The sequence below is a fragment of the Andreprevotia sp. IGB-42 genome (assembly GCF_009848685.1).
In the GTDB taxonomy this organism is placed as follows: Bacteria; Pseudomonadota; Gammaproteobacteria; order Burkholderiales; family Chitinibacteraceae; genus Andreprevotia.
Map to the genome: position 1 here is coordinate 248,087 of NZ_WXTX01000005.1, position 18,863 is coordinate 266,949.

General features: G+C 56.2%; 15 protein-coding genes. 8 read left to right on the forward strand and 7 right to left on the reverse strand.

All coding sequences use genetic code 11. The features are described from left to right. Positions 1-37: 37 nt before the first annotated feature. Together IGB42_RS10130 and IGB42_RS10135 are read left to right on the forward strand one after the other, a co-directional pair. Positions 38-511 carry a peroxiredoxin gene (locus tag IGB42_RS10130; protein ID WP_159670924.1) on the forward strand — a complete coding sequence of 158 codons (474 nt, stop codon included), beginning with the start codon at positions 38-40 and terminating at the stop codon, positions 509-511. Beyond that, entirely contained in the window at positions 512-991 is a 480-nt protein-coding gene (locus tag IGB42_RS10135) for a peptidylprolyl isomerase (RefSeq protein WP_159670926.1), read from the forward strand. It abuts the gene before it with no gap. Positions 992-1,025: 34 nt separating this feature from the next. On the opposite strand, the gene IGB42_RS10140 is transcribed toward IGB42_RS10135, so the two are convergent. Then, positions 1,026-1,217: a hypothetical protein gene (locus tag IGB42_RS10140; RefSeq protein WP_159670928.1), complete on the reverse strand. Its 192-nt coding sequence runs from the start codon at positions 1,215-1,217 to the stop codon at positions 1,026-1,028. On the opposite strand from IGB42_RS10140, the gene IGB42_RS10145 reads away from it, so the two are divergent. The 3 genes from IGB42_RS10145 to IGB42_RS10155 all read left to right on the forward strand — a co-directional run bounded on the left by IGB42_RS10145 (position 1,216) and on the right by IGB42_RS10155 (position 4,903). Beyond that, positions 1,216-2,664: an alkaline phosphatase gene (locus tag IGB42_RS10145; protein WP_159670930.1), complete on the forward strand. Its 1,449-nt coding sequence runs from the start codon at positions 1,216-1,218 to the stop codon at positions 2,662-2,664. The two genes, IGB42_RS10140 and IGB42_RS10145, sit on opposite strands and share 2 nt — an antisense overlap. A gap of 27 nt (positions 2,665-2,691) precedes the next feature. Next, positions 2,692-4,107, forward strand: coding sequence for an alkaline phosphatase (locus IGB42_RS10150; RefSeq protein ID WP_159670932.1), 1,416 nt, complete (start codon positions 2,692-2,694; stop codon positions 4,105-4,107). A 130-nt stretch (positions 4,108-4,237) separates the two neighbouring features. Continuing rightward, positions 4,238-4,903, forward strand: a complete 666-nt coding sequence (locus IGB42_RS10155; protein ID WP_159670934.1) for a hypothetical protein — start codon at positions 4,238-4,240, stop codon at positions 4,901-4,903. Between the two features lie 297 nt (positions 4,904-5,200). On the opposite strand, the gene IGB42_RS21895 is transcribed toward IGB42_RS10155, so the two are convergent. Then, on the reverse strand, positions 5,201-5,374 hold the full coding sequence (locus IGB42_RS21895) for a hypothetical protein (RefSeq protein WP_174764196.1): 174 nt from the start codon (positions 5,372-5,374) through the stop codon (positions 5,201-5,203). A gap of 452 nt (positions 5,375-5,826) precedes the next feature. Here IGB42_RS21895 and IGB42_RS10160 point away from each other — a divergent pair, with 452 nt between their 5' ends. From IGB42_RS10160 to IGB42_RS10170, 3 genes are all read left to right on the forward strand, one after another. Continuing rightward, complete coding sequence (locus tag IGB42_RS10160; protein ID WP_174764197.1) at positions 5,827-8,811, forward strand: ribonucleoside-diphosphate reductase subunit alpha; 2,985 nt, start codon at positions 5,827-5,829, stop codon at positions 8,809-8,811. Positions 8,812-9,021: 210 nt separating this feature from the next. Beyond that, positions 9,022-9,603 carry a hypothetical protein gene (locus IGB42_RS10165; RefSeq protein ID WP_159670936.1) on the forward strand — a complete coding sequence of 194 codons (582 nt, stop codon included), beginning with the start codon at positions 9,022-9,024 and terminating at the stop codon, positions 9,601-9,603. Between the two features lie 103 nt (positions 9,604-9,706). Further along, the gene (locus IGB42_RS10170; protein ID WP_159670939.1) at positions 9,707-10,858 is read left to right on the forward strand and encodes a ribonucleotide-diphosphate reductase subunit beta; all 1,152 of its coding nucleotides are present in this window, start codon (positions 9,707-9,709) and stop codon (positions 10,856-10,858) included. A gap of 143 nt (positions 10,859-11,001) precedes the next feature. Here IGB42_RS10170 and IGB42_RS10175 read toward each other — a convergent pair whose 3' ends face one another. The 5 genes from IGB42_RS10175 to IGB42_RS10195 form a co-directional block, all read right to left on the reverse strand. After that, the gene (locus tag IGB42_RS10175; protein WP_159670943.1) at positions 11,002-11,319 is read right to left on the reverse strand and encodes a DCL family protein; all 318 of its coding nucleotides are present in this window, start codon (positions 11,317-11,319) and stop codon (positions 11,002-11,004) included. Positions 11,320-11,370: 51 nt separating this feature from the next. Further along, positions 11,371-13,953 carry a DEAD/DEAH box helicase gene (locus tag IGB42_RS10180; protein WP_159670946.1) on the reverse strand — a complete coding sequence of 861 codons (2,583 nt, stop codon included), beginning with the start codon at positions 13,951-13,953 and terminating at the stop codon, positions 11,371-11,373. Beyond that, complete coding sequence (locus tag IGB42_RS10185; RefSeq protein WP_159670949.1) at positions 13,950-14,909, reverse strand: DUF1837 domain-containing protein; 960 nt, start codon at positions 14,907-14,909, stop codon at positions 13,950-13,952. Before IGB42_RS10185 ends, IGB42_RS10180 begins: the two co-directional genes overlap by 4 nt. 150 nt (positions 14,910-15,059) lie before the next feature. Continuing rightward, positions 15,060-16,895 (reverse strand): DEAD/DEAH box helicase, encoded by a 1,836-nt coding sequence (locus IGB42_RS10190; protein ID WP_201799890.1) that lies wholly within the window; start codon positions 16,893-16,895, stop codon positions 15,060-15,062. Between the two features lie 296 nt (positions 16,896-17,191). Then, complete coding sequence (locus IGB42_RS10195; protein ID WP_159670952.1) at positions 17,192-18,799, reverse strand: carbohydrate-binding protein; 1,608 nt, start codon at positions 18,797-18,799, stop codon at positions 17,192-17,194. Positions 18,800-18,863 lie beyond the last annotated feature (64 nt).

Consider the following 18,863-nt stretch of genomic DNA (forward strand, 5'->3'; position numbering starts at 1 on the left):
CAGTGCCTCCATTATCGCACCAACCGAGGAGACGCCGATGTTGAATCCTGGCCTCGCAGCACCCGATTTCGAATTACCCGATGCCCGCATGGAAATGGTACGGCTTGGCGACTTCCGCGGCCGTCATCATGTGGTGCTGTATTTCTTCAATCGTGATCACTCGCCCGGCGGCGTGATCGAGGCGGTGGAATTCAGCGATCGTACCTCCGTGTTCAGGCAGCACGATACCGTGGTGCTGGGCGTGAGCCTCGATGACTGCATGGCGCACGAGATTTTTTGCGACGAAGAGGGCATCGAGTTCGACCTGCTCTCCGATCCGGAGGGCGAAGTCAGCCGGCTTTACCATGCAGTAAAAGAATGGGAAGTGCAGGGCATGGTAAAATTCGGCGTTGAGCGTTCGACCTTCGTGATCGACAAGGACGGCGTGATCCGCCATGCGCTGTATCACGTCCAGCCCAAAGGGCACGCTGCGGAAGTGCTCTCTCTCGTCAAACAGCTAGGAAAATCTTAGATGCAAATCGCCAAAAACAGCGTCGTCACGCTCCATTACGAAATGTTCGATGTCGAGGGCAAGCTGCTCGACAAGACCGAAGAACCGATCGCCTACCTGCATGGCGGTTACGACAATATCCTGCCATTGGTAGAGGAAGCGCTGGAAGGCAAGACTGTTGGTGATGTGGTTGAAGTCTCCATGGAAGCCGATGATGCATTCGGCGAATACGAGCCGGAACTGGTGCGCCAGGAAGAGCGCAGCGTGTTCCCGATGCCGGTTGAAGTGGGCCTGATGTTCGAAGGTGAAGACGATGCCACCGGCGAAGTGCTGCTGTTCCGCGTCACCGAAATCGACGGCGACAAGGTGACCGTGGATGGCAACCATCCGTTTGCCGGCATCAAGATCGTGTTCAAGGCCACCGTGAGCGAAGTGCGTGCTGCAAGCAAGGAAGAACTGGATCATGGCCATGTGCACGGTGCACACGGCCATCACCACTGATACGACACGATGATCGGTAAGGTTGGCGCGCATTTCATGCGCTGATCACACCGTCCGTAAGAAAAGAGCGCCTGGGGGCGCTCTTTTTTTGTAAAAAATATTCGTTGCGCGTCAACCGTTTGAGCGTGTGTTGCGTTGCCTGCAATGTTTCATTCATCTGCGTTTGTTTTTTCTGTAACAAACCGCCTCTAGGCTGCCGCCTCGTTACCCCAACGAGGTCCGACATGAAACGCCTTATCCTGAGCGCGCTGGCTTGCAGCGTACTGGCCGCCTGCAATTCCAGCGACAGCAGTTCCACGCCCACCCCGGCTCCCACCACCGCACCGACTGCAGCACCAGAGACGCAAGCGAAGAACGTGATCTTCTTCCTGGGTGACGGCATGGGCATTGCCACCACCACCGCAGCGCGCATCTATGCAGTCGGTGAAGATGGCGAGCTGACCATGGATACGCTGCCGGAAAGCGCCTTTATCAAGACGTATTCCAATGATGCGATGGTGACCGACTCGGCCCCCTCGATGGCTGCCTACATGACCGGCGTGAAGATGAACAACGAAGTCATCTCCATGAGCCCGGAAACCAAGGCCATGGATCCCACCAAGGATCTGACCAGCAACTGTGGCAGCGGCAACGGCAAGCCGGTGGAAACCATCCTGGAAATCGCCAAGGCACAGGGTCTGTCCACCGGTGTGGTCACCACCACCCGCGTCACGCATGCCACACCGGCTGCAACCTATTCGCACGTTTGCCACCGCGATGCGGAAAACGATATCGCCGCGCAGTTCGTGCCGGGTGGTGCCGGTTTCAACAGCAAGCTGGGTGATGGCGTCGATGTATTGCTGGGCGGCGGCCGCCAGTTCTTCCAGACCGTTGCCGCGGGCGGCAAGCGTGCCGATAGCCGTGACCTGATTGCAGAGCTCAAGGCCAAAGGCTACAGCTACGCCAGCAACAAGGCTGAATTCGACGCCATCGATGTCTCCAAAGCCAAGAAGTACATCGGCCTGTTCACCAGCAGCCACATGAGCTACGACCTGGATCGCGATGCCAGCAAGGAACCCAGCCTGGCGGATATGACAGTCAAGGCAGTGCAGACGCTGCGCCAGAACAAGAAAGGTTATTTCCTGATGGTGGAAGGCGGCCGTATCGACCACGCGCTGCATGAAACCACTGCCCGCAAGGCACTGCAGGACACCGTTGCGTTCGACAAAGCCATCAAGGCCGCCATCGACGAAGTGAAGAAAACCGATCCGACGCTGAAAAACACGTTGATCGTGTTCACCGCCGACCACGATCACACACTGGTACTGAACGGCTACGCGGCACGTACCGGCAAGACCAGCGCCAGCAGCCCGGGCGTGCTGGGCCTGCTGCGCAACTACACCGACGGCAAGATCGCTACCGATGCAGACGGCATGCCGTTCACCATCATCGGCTTCGGCAACGGTGAAAACCGTGCGCAAGGTGATCGCAAGAACTTTGCCGCACTGGACGACAACGCGGTATTCGCCAGCACCTACCACCAGGAAGCAGCAATCCGCGTCAGCGCGGGCGGCGAAACGCACGGTGGCACCAACGTCTACCTGGGCGCTATCGGCAACAACGCGGATGTATTCCACGGCGTGATGGACAACACCAACGTATTCAATCTGCTGCGCCAGGCGTCCGGCATCTAAGCGACCCGCGTACAAGGAAAACCGAAAATGAAAGCCATGATGTTGAAACACACCCTGATCGCAGCGACTTGCGTGGCCGCGTTCAGCCCGGTGCATGCCGCTGGTGAAGCCAAGAACGTGATCTTCTTCCTGGGCGATGGCATGGGCCCCGCCACGGTCACCGCTGCACGCATCTACAAGTATGGTGAAGCCGGTTCGCTGTCGATGGAAAAACTCGACCGCACCGCGCGCGTCAAAACCTACTCGAACGATGCGCAGACCACCGATTCGGCACCGTCGATGGCCGCCTACATGACCGGCGTGAAGATGAACAACGAAGTCATCTCCATGAGCCCGGACACCCGTGCCACCGATCCGGCTACCGGCAAATCCTACCTGAACGGTACCGACAGCACCTGCCCGGCCAGTAACGGCAAGGCGGTAGACACCATGCTGGAAATCGCCAAGGGCAAGGGCAAGGCCGTGGGCGCCATCACCACCACGCGCATCACCCACGCCACGCCGGCAGCAACCTACTCGCACGTTTGCCATCGCGATGCGGAAAACACCATCGCTGCCCAGGCAGTACCGGGCGGCGCTGGCTACAACGCCAAGCTTGGCACTGGCCTGGATGTGCTGATGGGGGGCGGCAGCCGTTTCTTCCTGCCCACCACGGTGACCGGCGGCAAGCGTACCGACGGCCGCAACCTCATCAACGAGATGAAGGCGCAGGGCTACACCTACGCATCCACCGGTGCCGAGCTCAAGGCCATCGATGGCAAGGCCACCAGCAAGCTGTTTGCGCTGTTCACCAACGATCACATGGATTACGAGCTGGATCGTGTGAAGAAGAGCCTGGATCAGCCCAGCCTGACCGACATGACGCTCAAATCCATCGACGTATTGGGCAAGAACGCCAATGGCTTCTTCCTGATGGTGGAAGGCGGCCGTATCGACCACGCACTGCACGCCACCAACGCCAAGCGCGCGCTGGAAGACGCAGTTGCATTCGACAACGCCATCCAGGCCGCACTGACCGAAATGGAAAAGCGCGATCCGGGCCTGAAGAACACGCTGATCGTGGTGACGGCTGACCACGACCACACCATGACCATCAACGGTTACGGCAAGAAGGGCAGCAATATCCTTGGCACGGTGAAGAACTACAAGGACGGTACCGAGCTGAAGGATGCTGATGGCAACAACTACACCGCGCTGGTGTTCGGCAACGGCCCGAACCGTCCGGCTACCCGCAAGATGCTGGTCGAAGGCACCACCGATGCAACCCAGGTGCTGCACGATGACTACCTGCAGGAATCGGCATTGCGCATGGGTTCGGAAAGCCACGGCGGCGGCGATGTCATGTTGTTTGCCACCGGTGCCGGTGTTGCGTCCAAGACTTTCAAGGGCGTGATCGACAATACCAAGGTATTCAACCTGATCAAGCAAGCCTACGGCTTCTGAGCGCCTGTATGCGGTCTGGCTGAGCGGGGCGGCTGTTAACGACGGCAGGCCACCGATACGCCAGAGCGTTTCTGTACCAGACCGTGCCGGGCTCTGCCCGGTGCGGTTTTTTCAGCAAGGAAAGACCCGAATGAAAGCTTTGATCCTGTCGCTGGTGCTGGCCGCCGGCGCCGCACATGCTGCACCGCTGCCGGATGCCGCCGCGCTGATCACCTACGAAACCCGCGTGGTCTCCGCAGAGGGCGTCACCAAGCAGACCGCTTTCCAGGAGCGTTGGGTGCGCAGCCGCGATCATGTATGGAGCGAACGCGTGGTGCCGGCCAATGCCGTGCACGAACACGAGGCCAACGATGGCCATGAGCACGACCTCAACTTTGCCACCGCCGCCAAGCACGTGTACATGGAAAAGGGCGGCAAGCCCGCGCTGCAGTTCGTGCGCCGGCCGCAAAAAACCATCATCCGCATGGGTGAATCCGAATACGCCCAGTTCGGCTTCGACGGCAGCTGGGATAGCTCGGCACTGCTGATCGACCGCCGCCAGCTGGCCAATATGCGCAAGATAGCCAAGCCCGCTACCGAGGCCGGCGCCAGCTGGTTGGAGCAGCGCAAGGGCGAGCAGTACATCCGCGTGCTGTGGTCGGAAACCCGCCAGATGCCGCTGGTGATTGAATCGGGTACGCAAGATGGCGGCAGCTGGTCACGCCTGACCATGAAGCCGCAAGCAATGCCTGCAGTGTTGCCGTGGACGCAACTGGCGGGTTACGTCCGCAAGGACTACATGGATCTGCTGGACTGATCCAACCAACCAACCAACCAACCTGCCTGCCGCGTGTGGTGCGCACGCAGGCGGGGCCAACTGATGTGGATGTCGCGGCTGCCGGTGCATCCGGCCACGCGCGATGCATGGTTTGCCAGGCTGGCAGCAGCGGCCCATTGCACAACGTCCGGTCGTGGCATGGTTGCCATGCACCTACCGGCCCGGTAATACATCAGACCGCATGGCACATCATGGAAAGCACGGGCTACCCCATGGTAGCCCGTGCTTTCATGCAGCTGATGCTTGTATCACCGGGCCATGCCCGGCAGCAGCCGGTTACGGCGGATCGCGGAAGCGCGTGCTGCGCACCGCACCGATAATGCCCAGGCCCACCGCCACCACAACGCCGGCGATTACCCAGTGAGTGGGCGCATGCGCCAGATAAGCCACATAACCTAGGCCGACAATGGCGATCACCACGCCAATCAGATAAAGCGCAAAAGAAGACATGCGTGCACCTCCGCCCGATGGATTCAGGTCTGTGGCGCAGTGTGCCACCGTGGCTGCAAGGCCGGCATAGGCTGGGGGCGCAATCGGCTGTCGGCGGGGGCTGTCACGGCTGCATCCCGGGCGACGGGCGGTGCCGTCGCGGCTGCCCCAAGTGGCTTTTCCACCACTGTCGCATAGGGGGTTTCCCGGGGTGATGGCGCTTTCAGCGGGCTGTCGCTTTGATGCCACAGCGTGCATCCCGCGTGGTTGCTGGCTTTGCGCCGCATGCACCATTCCGGCCCTGCCGCCTGTCCTGTACCACATCAATTCCGGGTTGCGCCAGAGCGCGCTCTTCCCCTAGTATTTGTGTCGAAAGTAACCAAAGACCACAACATCTAGTGTTTCTCCACAAATTATTCACAGCTTTTGCACAACGCGCCACTGAACAAGTCTCTGCTCTCGAGGATAGCCCCATGTACGCTACGCTGGACACCGCCGCCGGAGGCCGTATGACCGATACCGCCGATTCGCTCGCACCGCAAACCACTGGTGTGTACGCCAATTACAAGACCATCCGCCGCAACGGTTCGGTGGTTGCATTCGAGCCGCTGAAGATCTCGGTGGCCGTGACCAAGGCCTTCATTGCCGTCCAGGGTAGCCATGCAGCATCGAGCGCCGCCGTGCGCGAGCGCGTTGCCGCGCTGACCGACGCCGTGGTTGCCGCGCTGATGCGCCGCAAGCCGGAAGGCGGCGCCATCCATATCGAAGACATCCAGGATCAGGTTGAACTGGCACTGATGCGCTCGGGCGAGCACGACGTGGCGCGTGCCTACGTGCTGTACCGCGAAAGCCGCTCGCAAGAGCGTTCGTCCAAGGTGGTGGAAGGCGAAGACCAGCACCACGCCATCAACGTATTGTACGAAGACGGCACCCGCCGCCCGCTGGATCTGGGCAAGCTCAAGGCGCTGATCACCTCCGCATGTACCGGCCTGGAATCCACCACCGACCAGGGCGCCATCCTGGCCGAAGCCCTCAAGAACATCTACGACGGCGTACCGGCGGAAGAAGTGCGCAAGTCGGTGATCATGGCTGCGCGCCAGCAGATCGAACAAGACCCGGCCTACTCGCAAGTGACCGCGCGCCTGCTGCTCAACAGCCTGCGCCGCGAAGTGCTGGGCGAAGAAGTGGCGCACGAGGAAATGACCACCCGCTACGCGGAGTATTTCCCCAAGTTCATCAAGAAGGGTATCCAAGCCGAGCTGCTGGACGAGCGCCTGGCCCAGTACGACCTGGCCCGCCTGGGCGCCGCGCTGGATCACGACCGCGATTACCAGTTTGGCTACCTGGGCCTGCAAACGCTGTTCGACCGTTACTTCCTGCACGTGGAAGGCACCCGCATCGAGCTGCCGCAATCGTTCTACATGCGCGTGGCCATGGGCCTGGCGCTGAACGAAGTGGACCGCGAAACGCGCGCCATCGAGTTCTACAACCTGCTGTCGTCGTTCGACTTCATGTCGTCCACACCCACGCTGTTCAACTCCGGCACCCGCCGCTCGCAGCTGTCCAGCTGCTACCTGACCACCGTGGCCGATGACCTCGACGGCATCTACGAAGCGCTGAAGGAAAATGCGCTGCTGTCCAAGTTTGCCGGCGGCCTGGGCAACGACTGGACCCCCGTGCGTGCACTGGGCAGCCATATCAAGGGCACCAACGGCAAATCGCAAGGCATCGTGCCGTTCCTGAAGGTAGTGAACGATACCGCCGTGGCGGTGAACCAGGGCGGCAAGCGCAAGGGCGCGGTGTGCGCGTACCTGGAAACCTGGCACGCCGACATCGAAGAGTTCCTCGAGCTGCGCAAGAACACTGGCGATGACCGCCGTCGTACCCACGACATGAACAGCGCCAACTGGATTCCCGACCTGTTCATGAAGCGCGTGATGGATGGCGCCGACTGGACCCTGTTCAGCCCGTCCGAAACCCCGGATCTGCACGACCTGTACGGCAAGGCCTTCGAAACCGCCTACGTGCGCTACGAAGAAAAAGCCGCGCGTGGCGAAATGAAGGTAGCCAAGAAGCTGCCGGCGCTCACCCTGTGGCGCAAGATGCTGACCATGCTGTTCGAAACCGGCCACCCATGGTTCACCTTCAAGGACCCGTGCAACATCCGCAGCCCGCAGCAGCACGTGGGCGTGGTACACAGCTCCAACCTGTGCACCGAGATCACGCTCAACACCAACGACGACGAAATCGCCGTGTGCAACCTGGGCTCGATCAACCTCGTCAACCACGTCAAGATCGATGCCGACGGCATCCGCTCGCTTGATAGCGAAAAGCTGGCCCGCACCACCCGCATTGCCATGCGCATGCTGGACAACGTGATCGACATCAACTTCTACCCGGTGCGCAAGGCGCGCACGTCCAACCTCAAGCATCGCCCGGTCGGCCTTGGCATCATGGGCTTCCAGGATTGCCTGTACGCACTGCGCAAGCCGTATGCATCGGATGCCGCAGTCGAGTTTGCCGACGAATCGATGGAAATCATTGCCTACCACGCATACTGGGCCTCCACCGAGCTGGCACAGGAACGCGGCGCCTACCCGAGCTTCAAGGGCAGCCTGTGGGACCGTGGCATCCTGCCGCACGATTCGGTGAAACTGCTGGCGGAAGAGCGCGGCGGCTACCTGGAAGTGGACGACACCGTACGCCTGAACTGGGATGCATTGCGTGAACGCATTGCCACCTACGGCATGCGCAACTCCAACTGCCTGGCCATTGCACCGACGGCTACCATCTCCAACATCGTTGGCGTGGCCGCATCCATCGAGCCGACCTACCAGAACCTGTTCGTGAAATCGAACCTGTCTGGCGAATTCACCGTCATCAACGACTTCCTGGTGCGTGATCTGAAAGAGCGCGGTCTGTGGGATGAAGTGATGATCTCGGACCTGAAGTACTTCGATGGCTCGGTATCGCGCATCGACCGCATCCCGCAAGACCTGCGTGACCTGTACGCCACCGCGTTCGAAATGGACCCGAAGTGGCTGGTGGAAGCCGCATCGCGCCGCCAGAAGTGGATCGACCAGGCGCAAAGCCTGAACATCTACATGGCCGGTGCATCGGGCAAGAAGATGGACGAGCTGTACAAGCACGCATGGATCCGTGGCCTGAAAACCACCTATTACCTGCGTACGCTGGCCGCATCCAACGCCGAGAAATCGACCGGCCGCGGTGGTGAGCTGAACTCGGTACCGGTATCCGGTGGCTACAGCGCCGCATCGGCCGAAGCTGCCGGTGCCATCGCCGCAGCCTCCAGCGCCCCGGCCGCCGTGTTTGCTTCTGCACCGGCAGTAGCAGCATCGGCTGCCGCAGCACCGGTAGCGGAAGCGGTGGACAACACGCCAGCCAGCGACATGAAGTTCTGCAGTATTGACAACCCAGACTGCGAGGCTTGCCAGTAATACTGGCAGGGCACGCCGTCTGGAGAAGCGGCGCAGCCACAACCCGGAGCGCATTGCGCAAGCAACGCGCAGCACCGGGTTAAAGCAAGGCCCGGATCGCCAGCGTGAGCGGGCTATCCGGTAGTGGCAAGGTACTGTTCGGCAAGGTTAAAACTTTGGCGTATTGCCAGGGTCGAACCTTCTACCCACTGCAGTCACAGGGAAACAACAATGATTTCGACGCTTCGTAATCTGGCTGTTCTGTTCGCTGTACTGCTGCTGGGTGCCTGCGCCAGCCAGCCGCTGCCCATGCAGGATGGCAAGCTGGCGGCACCGCCCGGCATGGGCTTGGCAGTGCTGGCCGTCACGCTCGATTCGCTGGATCGGGAAGGCGCCACCGCCGGGGTGCTGGTTACCGGCCCGGCCGGCCGCAGCAATATGCAGGTATCGATACTGACCGATTACATCCGCGTATCCGGCAGCGCGCCGGACGACAAGGGCAGGGTGTTCGTGCAGGCGTTGCCACCGGGCGATTACGTGATCCAGAAAATCTACGGCTGGTGGTTTGACGGTGGCCCCGGCCTGGGGCTTGCCATCAGCCGCTACGAGGAAGTACCGCTGGATGCACCATTCCACATCAATGCGGGTGAAGTGGTGTACCTGGGCGATGCGCATATCTCGCTCAACTTCCGGCCCAGCGCGGCGCTGACCGACCGGCAGAAGCGCGATTTTGATCACTTGGTGGTGCGCCGCCAGGTACTGCAGACAGACAATATCGTCGTGCGCATCCCCAAGGCGCGCGCGGCCCAGTAAAGAGCCGGCAAGCCGCCGGATGGACTACCGAACAGCATCGAACACGCAGTACCGAACACGCAATACAGACCATTTAGCAATCCGGAACAAGGAAACCCAACCCATGCTGAGCTTTGACGACGACGTTGTTGAAACCGCCCCCCAAGCCCGCCCGGCCACCCCGGCAGCGGCCCCGACGGCTGCAGTGCCATCGTACGGCACCGCGCCTGCTGCAGCGGCAGCGCATGCCGCCGTTGGCGCACGCGTCAACGTGCTGGACAAGCGGGTGATCAACGGCACCACCGACGTCAACCAGCTGGTGCCGTTCAAGCACAAGTGGGCGTGGGAAAAGTACCTGGCCCAGTGCGCCAACCACTGGATGCCACAAGAAGTGAACATGCAGCGCGATATCGAACTCTGGAAAAGCCCCAACGGCCTGACCGAAGACGAAAAGCGCCTGGTAAAGCGCAACCTGGGCTTCTTCGTGACTGCAGACAGCCTGGCTGCCAACAACATCGTGCTGGGCACCTATCGCCACATCACCAGCCCGGAATGCCGCCAGTTTTTGCTGCGCCAGGCGTTCGACGAAGCCATCCACACCCATGCCTATCAATACATCGTTGAATCGCTGGGCCTGGACGAAGGCGAAGTGTTCAATGCGTATAACGAAGTCACCAGCATCCGCGACAAGGATCAGTTCCTGATCCCGTTCATCGATGTGCTGACCGATCCCAACTTCAAGACCGGCACGCAAGAAACCGATCAGCAGCTGCTGAAGTCCTTGATCGTGTTCGCCTGCATCATGGAAGGCATGTTCTTCTATGTCGGCTTCGTGCAGATCCTGGCGCTGGGCCGCCAGAACAAGATGACCGGCGCCGCCGAGCAATACCAATACATCATGCGTGATGAATCCATGCATTGTAATTTCGGCATCGACCTCATCAACACCATCAAGCAGGAAAACCCGCAGCTGTGGACCGATGCCTTCAAGGCAGAGCTGCTAGAACTGTTCCGTAAAGCCGTAGACCTGGAATACGCCTACGCCGAAGACACCATGCCACGCGGCGTGCTGGGCCTGAACGCCGGCCAGTTCAAGGAATACCTGCGCTTCATCTGCAACCGCCGCTTGCAACAGATCGGCCTGGACCAACTCTTCCCCGGCGTAACCAACCCGTTCCCGTGGATGAGCGAAATGATCGACCTGAAGAAAGAGAAAAACTTCTTCGAAACCCGAGTGACGGAATATCAGACGGGTGGGGCGTTGAGCTGGGATTGAAAAGACTGTTGGTTGTAACTAGCAAAAAAGCCCAAGACATGCTGGGCTTTTTTGGACTTTCGAGAGAAAGCGCAATTGCTTTATGCGGTTGAATGTTATTTTTTTGATTAAGATTACTGCAGGTTGCGCTTGTTCAAATTAAGTTAGGTGGTTGTATTTGCAGTTCGCTTTGGGTAAATGCATTTCGAATAAGAAAATTTTTCAGTTGTTCCATCTAATCGGTTGATCCAAAAGCATTTGGTTCCAAAGTCAGCGCTGCGTACGCTAAAGTAAGAAATTCCGCATCCGATTTTTTCATTGGCGTCCGGATGGTGAAGTAATGCATTTGTTAGGACTTGTGTATCCGCTGTGTTGACTCTATCGCCTACATCATAGCGGTGAAGCATCTCTTTTAGGTATGTAGCCGCAGCTTCCTTTTTTTCAAAATGAAGAGAACCGAAGCTTATTGATTTCGCTGGCATAACACTCTCCTTTCTCGAGTTGAAGATTTAATGATGTGCTGGTTTTTTAAGCTAACTATCGTTAGGTAAGAGTTTTTCTTTGATTTCACGAGCAATGATTGCAGGGATATCCATGTTGTCGATATTCGTGCCACGATTGATGAGCCAATCAAGGCAATCTTGTTTAGTTAGATCATCGCGAGCTATTCTCTCGTATAAGAGAACTGCACTCATTCTTGAAAGACCAAGCTCAATTAGCGAAAGCAAAGTACGGGAAGAAACCCCAAATTCAAGCTGTGTGCCGATATCTATTTCATGTTCTATCAAATCATTCCTCCCTATTTGTTGTAAGTGAAGATTTAATATATCCATATAGGCTGAAAAATACTTGGGAGCACGGAAGCGAGCCGTTTGTTCTACTAGTTCCATTGTGTGCCGGATAAGGACCGGTAATTTGTACGATTTCCCGGAGTTTTTGTGATAGTCTATATTTTTTCGGATCATTGTGGATAATGAATATCCTTTAAGCCAATGAACAACAATCAAAGCATGCAATGGGATCAGCCCTTCCGGCAAGAAGGCTGGGTATAGGTGTTTATTAATACGTCGCATTATAGTAATAAAGCGGTCGTAACTATCTTGGCTGTCCACGGATGCAGGCAATAAATTTTCGGTGTCGCCTTTATACGCTCGAAATGCATCTAGTAGTTGCTGAAGGCCGAGTGCACTCACTCCGGAATGGCGGCTAGCGATGTCAGATCCAATGTCGATCTTGGCTGCAATAGAGGCCAAAACATTCTCCAACTTTTCTATTGTTTCTGAGGTATGTCTTTTGGAAAATGATGCCTGTACTATTGATCCAAGACGGAGATAGGTTGCGAGTAGATAAGCACCTACTTGTTCAAATCTCTCGGCATCTTCAAGTTCAGAAAGGGGCGTTACAGCGCGTCGGTCAAGATAGTTGGCTAAGCTTTCTCCACTACTGATAACAGCATCACTTTCACGTTTAATTGGATAACGTGCACGCTCCGGAATGCCAATTGGCCAAGCAGATAAATCATTAGGGTCTATGCAAATTATGTTGCCTTGAAATTCATCCCCCCAACGACCAGCCCTACCTGCTAGGTTCCAAAAGTCATGAGGCTCCATTGGATGCCCGATCCCCTTGCGCGGTCCACGCAAAACTATGGTCCTGCAGGAAAGATTAACTCCTTCAATTAGGGTTGATGTACATACTAGGAATCGAATTTTTCCGGACCGAAACATTCGTTCAATTTCGAGTCTTATTAGAGAAGGCATGTTACCATAATGAAAAGCAACGCCACGCTCTACAAGAGAGGCTAGTGCAAAGTTTGGATGTATTCCTTTGCGTGCTAGGTCGGCTAATTCGATAAGTTCCGAATCAGTCTGGGCTGGGATTATTAATTGGCTTATGAGATCGGCGACCTCTTCCGATTCGGCCGCGCCAGATGTGTAAACAAGTGTTCCTCCTCGCTCACCGGCTGCTGCAGCAATGAATGCCAATCTTTTTCTAAGGCCTGATGGCGAGCTACTAAGCTTTAAGATACCAAGTGATAGTAGTGCGTTATGTTGGCGCATCGAGAGCTTCCATAGCTTAGGTTTCCTTGGAACCTGCTCAGCGAGGATTACATTTTGTAGTACTGTGGGTGCGTCAGCATCTACCGTAGCTGTCCGCGCCGTGTCAGGCGCATCGTTCAGGAGTTCTTCAGGATTCTTTGTTGCGGGACTGATGAAAACGGATTTCAGCTTACTGTTGGCACGTCCGACTCGTTCTATTGCGTCTTGAAGGATAACACCGCGTTGGGCATCACCAATTTTGTGAGCTTCGTCCACAATTAGCAAATCGATAAATATTGCGTCTCCCAACGTATTGGCAAGCAGATGAAGTCGTTCTTGGGTAAAAACGAGAATGAGCTTCGAAGTGCCTGCACGAGCAATATCGTATTTCTCACGTAGTGGAAGGGACGAGATTTCTACACCACTTGTTTTTTCGAGAATAGAGTAAAGATAATTCTCGATCTCTGATACTAATGCACGTGTTGGAGCTAAATAGACTGCAATCCTAGAATCGGTTGACTGCATCTGATCAATTAGCCATTGCATTACAACAAAGGTTTTGCCAGAAGCTGTCGGGGCAGATGCTGATAGCCAATCATGATCGCTGGCATTACTCCAGAATCGCTGCTGGAAGTCATTAACACGAAGCCATTGGCCACTAGATTCAACTAGGACAGAGCTATCTATTTTCCTACGCTGGCTCTCAATGCGAAGGGTCATGCCTAACCTTGTGTCGAGATTGGGCGCGATGAGTTGACGATGATTGGCAAGATCAATTGCGCGAAAATTAGAAAGCTTACCAAGAAGAACTGCCCCAGCATCTCGGATTGATTTGCTGGGTGATAGGGATATCGCACCTGTGGCAATGCGAAGCGCTGCTTCTTGATGTGTTCGAAGTTCTGAACGGACTAATATGCTTCCCGCTAATAGAAGACGTGACCAATCAGTTTCTATAGCGGGGTTTGTATCTGGTTCTAGGTTGTCTAATTCAGCAATTACGGTGCGCCGAGTTAATATATCAAGCTCATCTTGAATCCCTTCGTTTAGAAGCCATGACTGGAGATCATTTAAGCTCATGCCGTTTTCCCCATTGCTTTTAAGAAAGCAGACCGGAAATTTTCCGCTGAAGGAAGAGGAAGGCAGAAGAATTCAAGCTCAAATTGGTCGAGACTTTCCGCTTTTAGTCGTTCCCCGATTATCGAACACCAATTTTCAAGCTCAGCTCGTGCGGCAGTCGCTATATCATTAGCGACTGCCTTAGTATCATCGGAAGCGTAGAAAGAAGCATCGAAACCTACCAAAGCTACACCGCAGTATTGTACACGCTTAGACATAACTGAATTTTTGTCAAAATAGCGTTTGAGAGCATCAGTTAATTTGGGATCACTCAAATCTGCCTTATCACTTAACAAAATTAGGTCGCGCTCGCGTTGAGCTTCTTCATGTTCTGGTTCGACTAAAAATGGTACCAACGAAGCTAAACAATCTTTGATTGCTGTTTTAACTGACTTATAAACTTTGGACTCACCCCAATAAAGCTTCAGAACTCCAGAGTCTGTTACGCTCGCATAAACTCCGTCTGCCCCATGGTAATGCATTCGAGAGTCTGTCTTTAAATCCATTTTGCAAAGAATTTGTGGAAGCTGAAGATACCGTTCTGCTAGTAGGAATAGAAGCATTTCACCACCTTCACCGGTTTTTGCTAAATCTGTAAACGACCTGCGGGCCTGCTCAATTAGTGCTGCCACAGCTTCAGTACTGTTGTATTTTCGGTCTCTTTCTTTTGCTTTTGCTAGTTGTGAGCGGGGAATTGCATAGTCAGCAACTGTATTGCGCATGAACTCCGCAAGTCGGTGTGGTTGGACTCGGCCATTTCCGTCTACTGTGAGACAATGGCAGTGAATTTTGATGCTATATCCGTCGATTAGAACGTCACGTTCAATCAATTCAAGATGAACGTCGAGCGCCTCTGGGTCTCCCGTTAGTGCGGATATCAGATCATTGGCCGTTATCGTATTAGACAGATTCTGCATTACGCATCCGAAACTATATGTTGATTTAAAATTTGCTTGATTTGGTTATTAATTTTGTGAGTCTTGCTTAAGAAAAAATGAAACATTCTTAGCCCGCCTAGTCGCCTTGCTGTCTGTCAGCGATTTGGGTAGTTGATGCAAATTGGGACTTTAGGCAACCCATTTTTCGCATGCATTCTTAGCCTTCCCCGCAAAATCCGACTCCCGATGCGCTGTCATCACAAGATGATTCATCGCCCGCGTCATCCCTACATACAGCACGCGTGCCTGTTCGCTTGCATCGTGGTTGCTATACGGCATTTCACCCAAGCCCGGTATGGCCACCACTGAAAACTCCAATCCCTTGCTGGCATGTAGCGTGAGTACATTCACGCGCTCTTCCGCCGGGTCATCGTCCTTGCCCGGCAAGCCGGCGCGGGCTGGTACGCCGCATTGATTCAGCAGCTTCACCACGTTATCCACTTGGGCATTGCGGTAGGTCAGCACGGCCATATCGCGTAGCGCGGTGCCTTCGGCGTTGTTGGCCTGCAGCTTTTTGGCAATGCAGTGGATTTCTTCATTGAAGCTGGGTAGCTGGATGAACTCCGGCGCCGGGCCGTGGCGGCCGGCGGTTTGGGGGGAGATCAGCGGGGCGCCGTCCTCTTCGGCTTCGCGTGCGGTCAGCAGCTCGCTGGCAAATGCATAAGCCACACCCAGCACCTCGGCGGTGTTGCGGTAGTTGAGCTTCAGGATGGTGGTTCTGCCTTGCGCCTGGATGCCCACGCTGGCAAAGCTGAAACGGCGTTTGCGGCTGCCCTGGTAGATATCCTGTGCACTGTCGTACATCACCAGCAGTGCGTTGGTGGTGGGGTCTACCATCTGCACGATAAGGCGCAGCCATTCCGGTTCAAAGTCGTGGCCTTCATCGATCAGTACCGCGCTATATTGGCCGGCTGGTACCTGCTTGCGATTTACGCCGTCGATCACTTCCTGCACCAGCTCGGCGTATTGCGTATCGCTTCTGGCCGGGCGGTTCAGCTGATAGGTGCGGACCATATCGCTGCACCAGCCGTGCAGCGTGCGGACGTGCACTTTTTCCGCCAAGCCCTTGTGCGCCATCCAGCCGGTGAGCTTTTGCGCCAATGCCCGGTTGAAGCACAGCACCAGTATCGGCTTGGCCGAACCCTGCGCCAGATACTCGGCGCGGTAGCCTAGGATCATGGTTTTGCCCGATCCTGCCACACCGTGAATCACACGGTGGCCTTCCCCCAGGCTGCGCGCCAGTTGTTCCTGCTGCACATCCATCACGCGGATCAGGTCTGGCACGGCCAGTGGTTGATCAGCCTCCGGCGCTTCAAACAGGCTGCCTTGCCGGGTCACGATGCGTACATCCGGGAACAGGTGCCAGCGGATGCGGTCGATTTGCGGCAAGGTCAGCCGGCAAGGGAAGGGCTGCAGAAACATGTTCCATAACCGGGACTGGAATGCTTCCGCATCCATCGATTCGGTCATTTCATCCTGGCAGATCACCAGGTGCTCTGGCATCACATCCGCCATGCCGGATTCATCAAAATCCTTGCGGGTGATATTGGTCAGCACCACGCCGTGGCCGTAGGGCATGCACAGCTTGCCGGTATAGCGGCTTTCCGGCCCGTGCAGCAACAATGGATCACGCTTGAGCAAATCGATGGTGACATTGATGAAATCGCGCGCTTTCAGCAGCGGGTTGATTTCCTTCACCACGCGGCCATTGAATTCGGCCTGGATGATGTTGGGATCGATCTTGCGGATGCTGCTCAGCTTCCAGTCTTTCACTTCCAGCGCCAGCAAACCCCGCAGCGGGTTGAGGATCAGAAAATCCGGGCGGCGGCGCTTTACGCCTACGGTGACGTCGTACCAGCACAGGTAGTCGTCTTCCAGCAGTGCTTCCAGCCGGCGTGCAAAGCGCTTTTCGCCCGAGGTCATGCGGGCCAGTGTGCTGTTCAGATTGGGTATCAGCGTTGCCAACTGCGGTCTCCATGCGCGCTGGTCAGTGTGTAAGATTATGACCAGTGCATTTCATTACATGAAGATTATCGCAACTGATGTTGACGGGCACGATAAAGATAACGCAAGGGATTTTGAAAGCTAAACCCGTGCTGAATATGCAACACCAAGCGGTGAGCACTGCACGTGATCGTGCTGACGGAAGGCGAGGATGCGCTGGCAACTGCAATCGGCATGGCCATGACTGGAAGACAGTCATGGCCGTGCAACTCAACATTGCATTTTGCTGTTTCGGTTCAGTTCAACGTCTGCGTGCCTTAACGCAGTTTGGACTGTACTTCTGCTTCGCTATACCCCTGCAAGAACGCCAGCGCATTGTTGCGGCTGGCTGGCTGGGGCAGGGTTTTCACATACTGGTTGAAGAAATTCAGCACCGATTGGTTGATGATGGTGCGCATGGTTTCGCCGTTGATCGGGCCCAGGAAATCAGATGGCTTGGAGTTGCGGGCAAGGATGGTGCTATCGGTGATATCCCCATGCAGGCTGCCCTTGATCGAGACGTAATAGGCATCATTGCTGGCCTTGTCGTAGATCACGTCGTAATCCTTGTGCACCCAGCTCTCGGTAGCCATCAGCAGGATGGGTTTGTTGAACTGATGCGCCGCGGTCAGGTAGTAATCCTGCCCATCGATATTGGCTGCAGCACGGATGGCTGGATTGTCGATTTCGCTGATGTATTGCAGTGAAGTGGTGCCGCCGTAGGATGTGCCCAGCAGGCCGATCCGCGATAGATCCAGCCGGCTTGCAAACACGCTGCTCTGGTTTGCATTCAGTTTTGCCAGCTCGGCCAGCACAAACCGGGTGTCGTCCTGCCAGATTTTCAGCTGCTTGTGATCGCCTTCGCATTTGGCAAACGCATCATAAATCTGCTGCTTCACGGCGGCGGTCAGCGGCTGGTTTTGCAGCTGGGCCATCAGGCCATTGAGCTCGTCCAGCGTGATGCCGCCATCAAAATCATGGATGCGCTTGTTCCAGTCGATGCGGATCTCCTCACCATTGGCCATCGTCACCAGCGAGTGCTGATGGGTGTGGCCGATGACCACCACCGCATAGCCCTTGCTGGCTAGGTCTTCATAGAGAAACTGGCTGGATTCGAGGTTCGATGCATAGCCAGGCGAGAACACCAGCACCGGAAATGGCGTTTCCTTTTCGGCTATTTCGGCGTTAAGGCGGCTGCGGCTGGGCACGTCTTTCAGCCAATCGTCGCCGGGTGATCCGGTAATGGCTTTTTCGCTGTGATACCAGTGGTGCAGTAGCGGTTTGGTGGTGCTCTGGCTGGCCGGATACCAGATCTTCACCATCAGCTCGCGCAGGCGCGGCGTATCGGCCAGCGGGTCGATACGGGCCTGATCGGTAAAGTTGAACGTCTGCACGCCGATCTGGTAAATCTCGGCATCCAGTACCGTGAGCGGCAACGGGGCGCTGGCGGTGCTGCCTTGCGCATTTGCCAATACGGCTTTGTACACATAGCTGCCCTTGCTGCGGCCCCGTACCGGCAACTGCACGGTTTGCGTTGCGGCAGGGCTCAGGTTCTGGCTGGCAATCAGCACGTTATTCTCGTACCAATCCACATGGCTGGCGCGGCCTGATTTGAGTGTCAGCGTGTAATCGCCATCCTGCGCTGCTCCCATCAGCTTCCACGATGACCAGCTCTTGGGCTCTGGCGGGGTGTTCTGGCTCCACCATTTGGCACGATATTCCTGCCCCTGATACGTAATGACATTGCCGGCCACATAGGCAATATTCGGTTTCCATTCTGCGGCCTGGTTATCGTGGCTCAACACCGGGGTGAGCGGCAATGCAGCCAGTGCAGGAAAACTCGCAGCCAACAGCAGGCTGCCGAGCAGGGGGGCGATCATTTTCATCTTGTTGTCTCCGTCCAGAATGCGCCTAGGCGCTTATTGTTTGAATCCGCTACCCAAAGGCAGC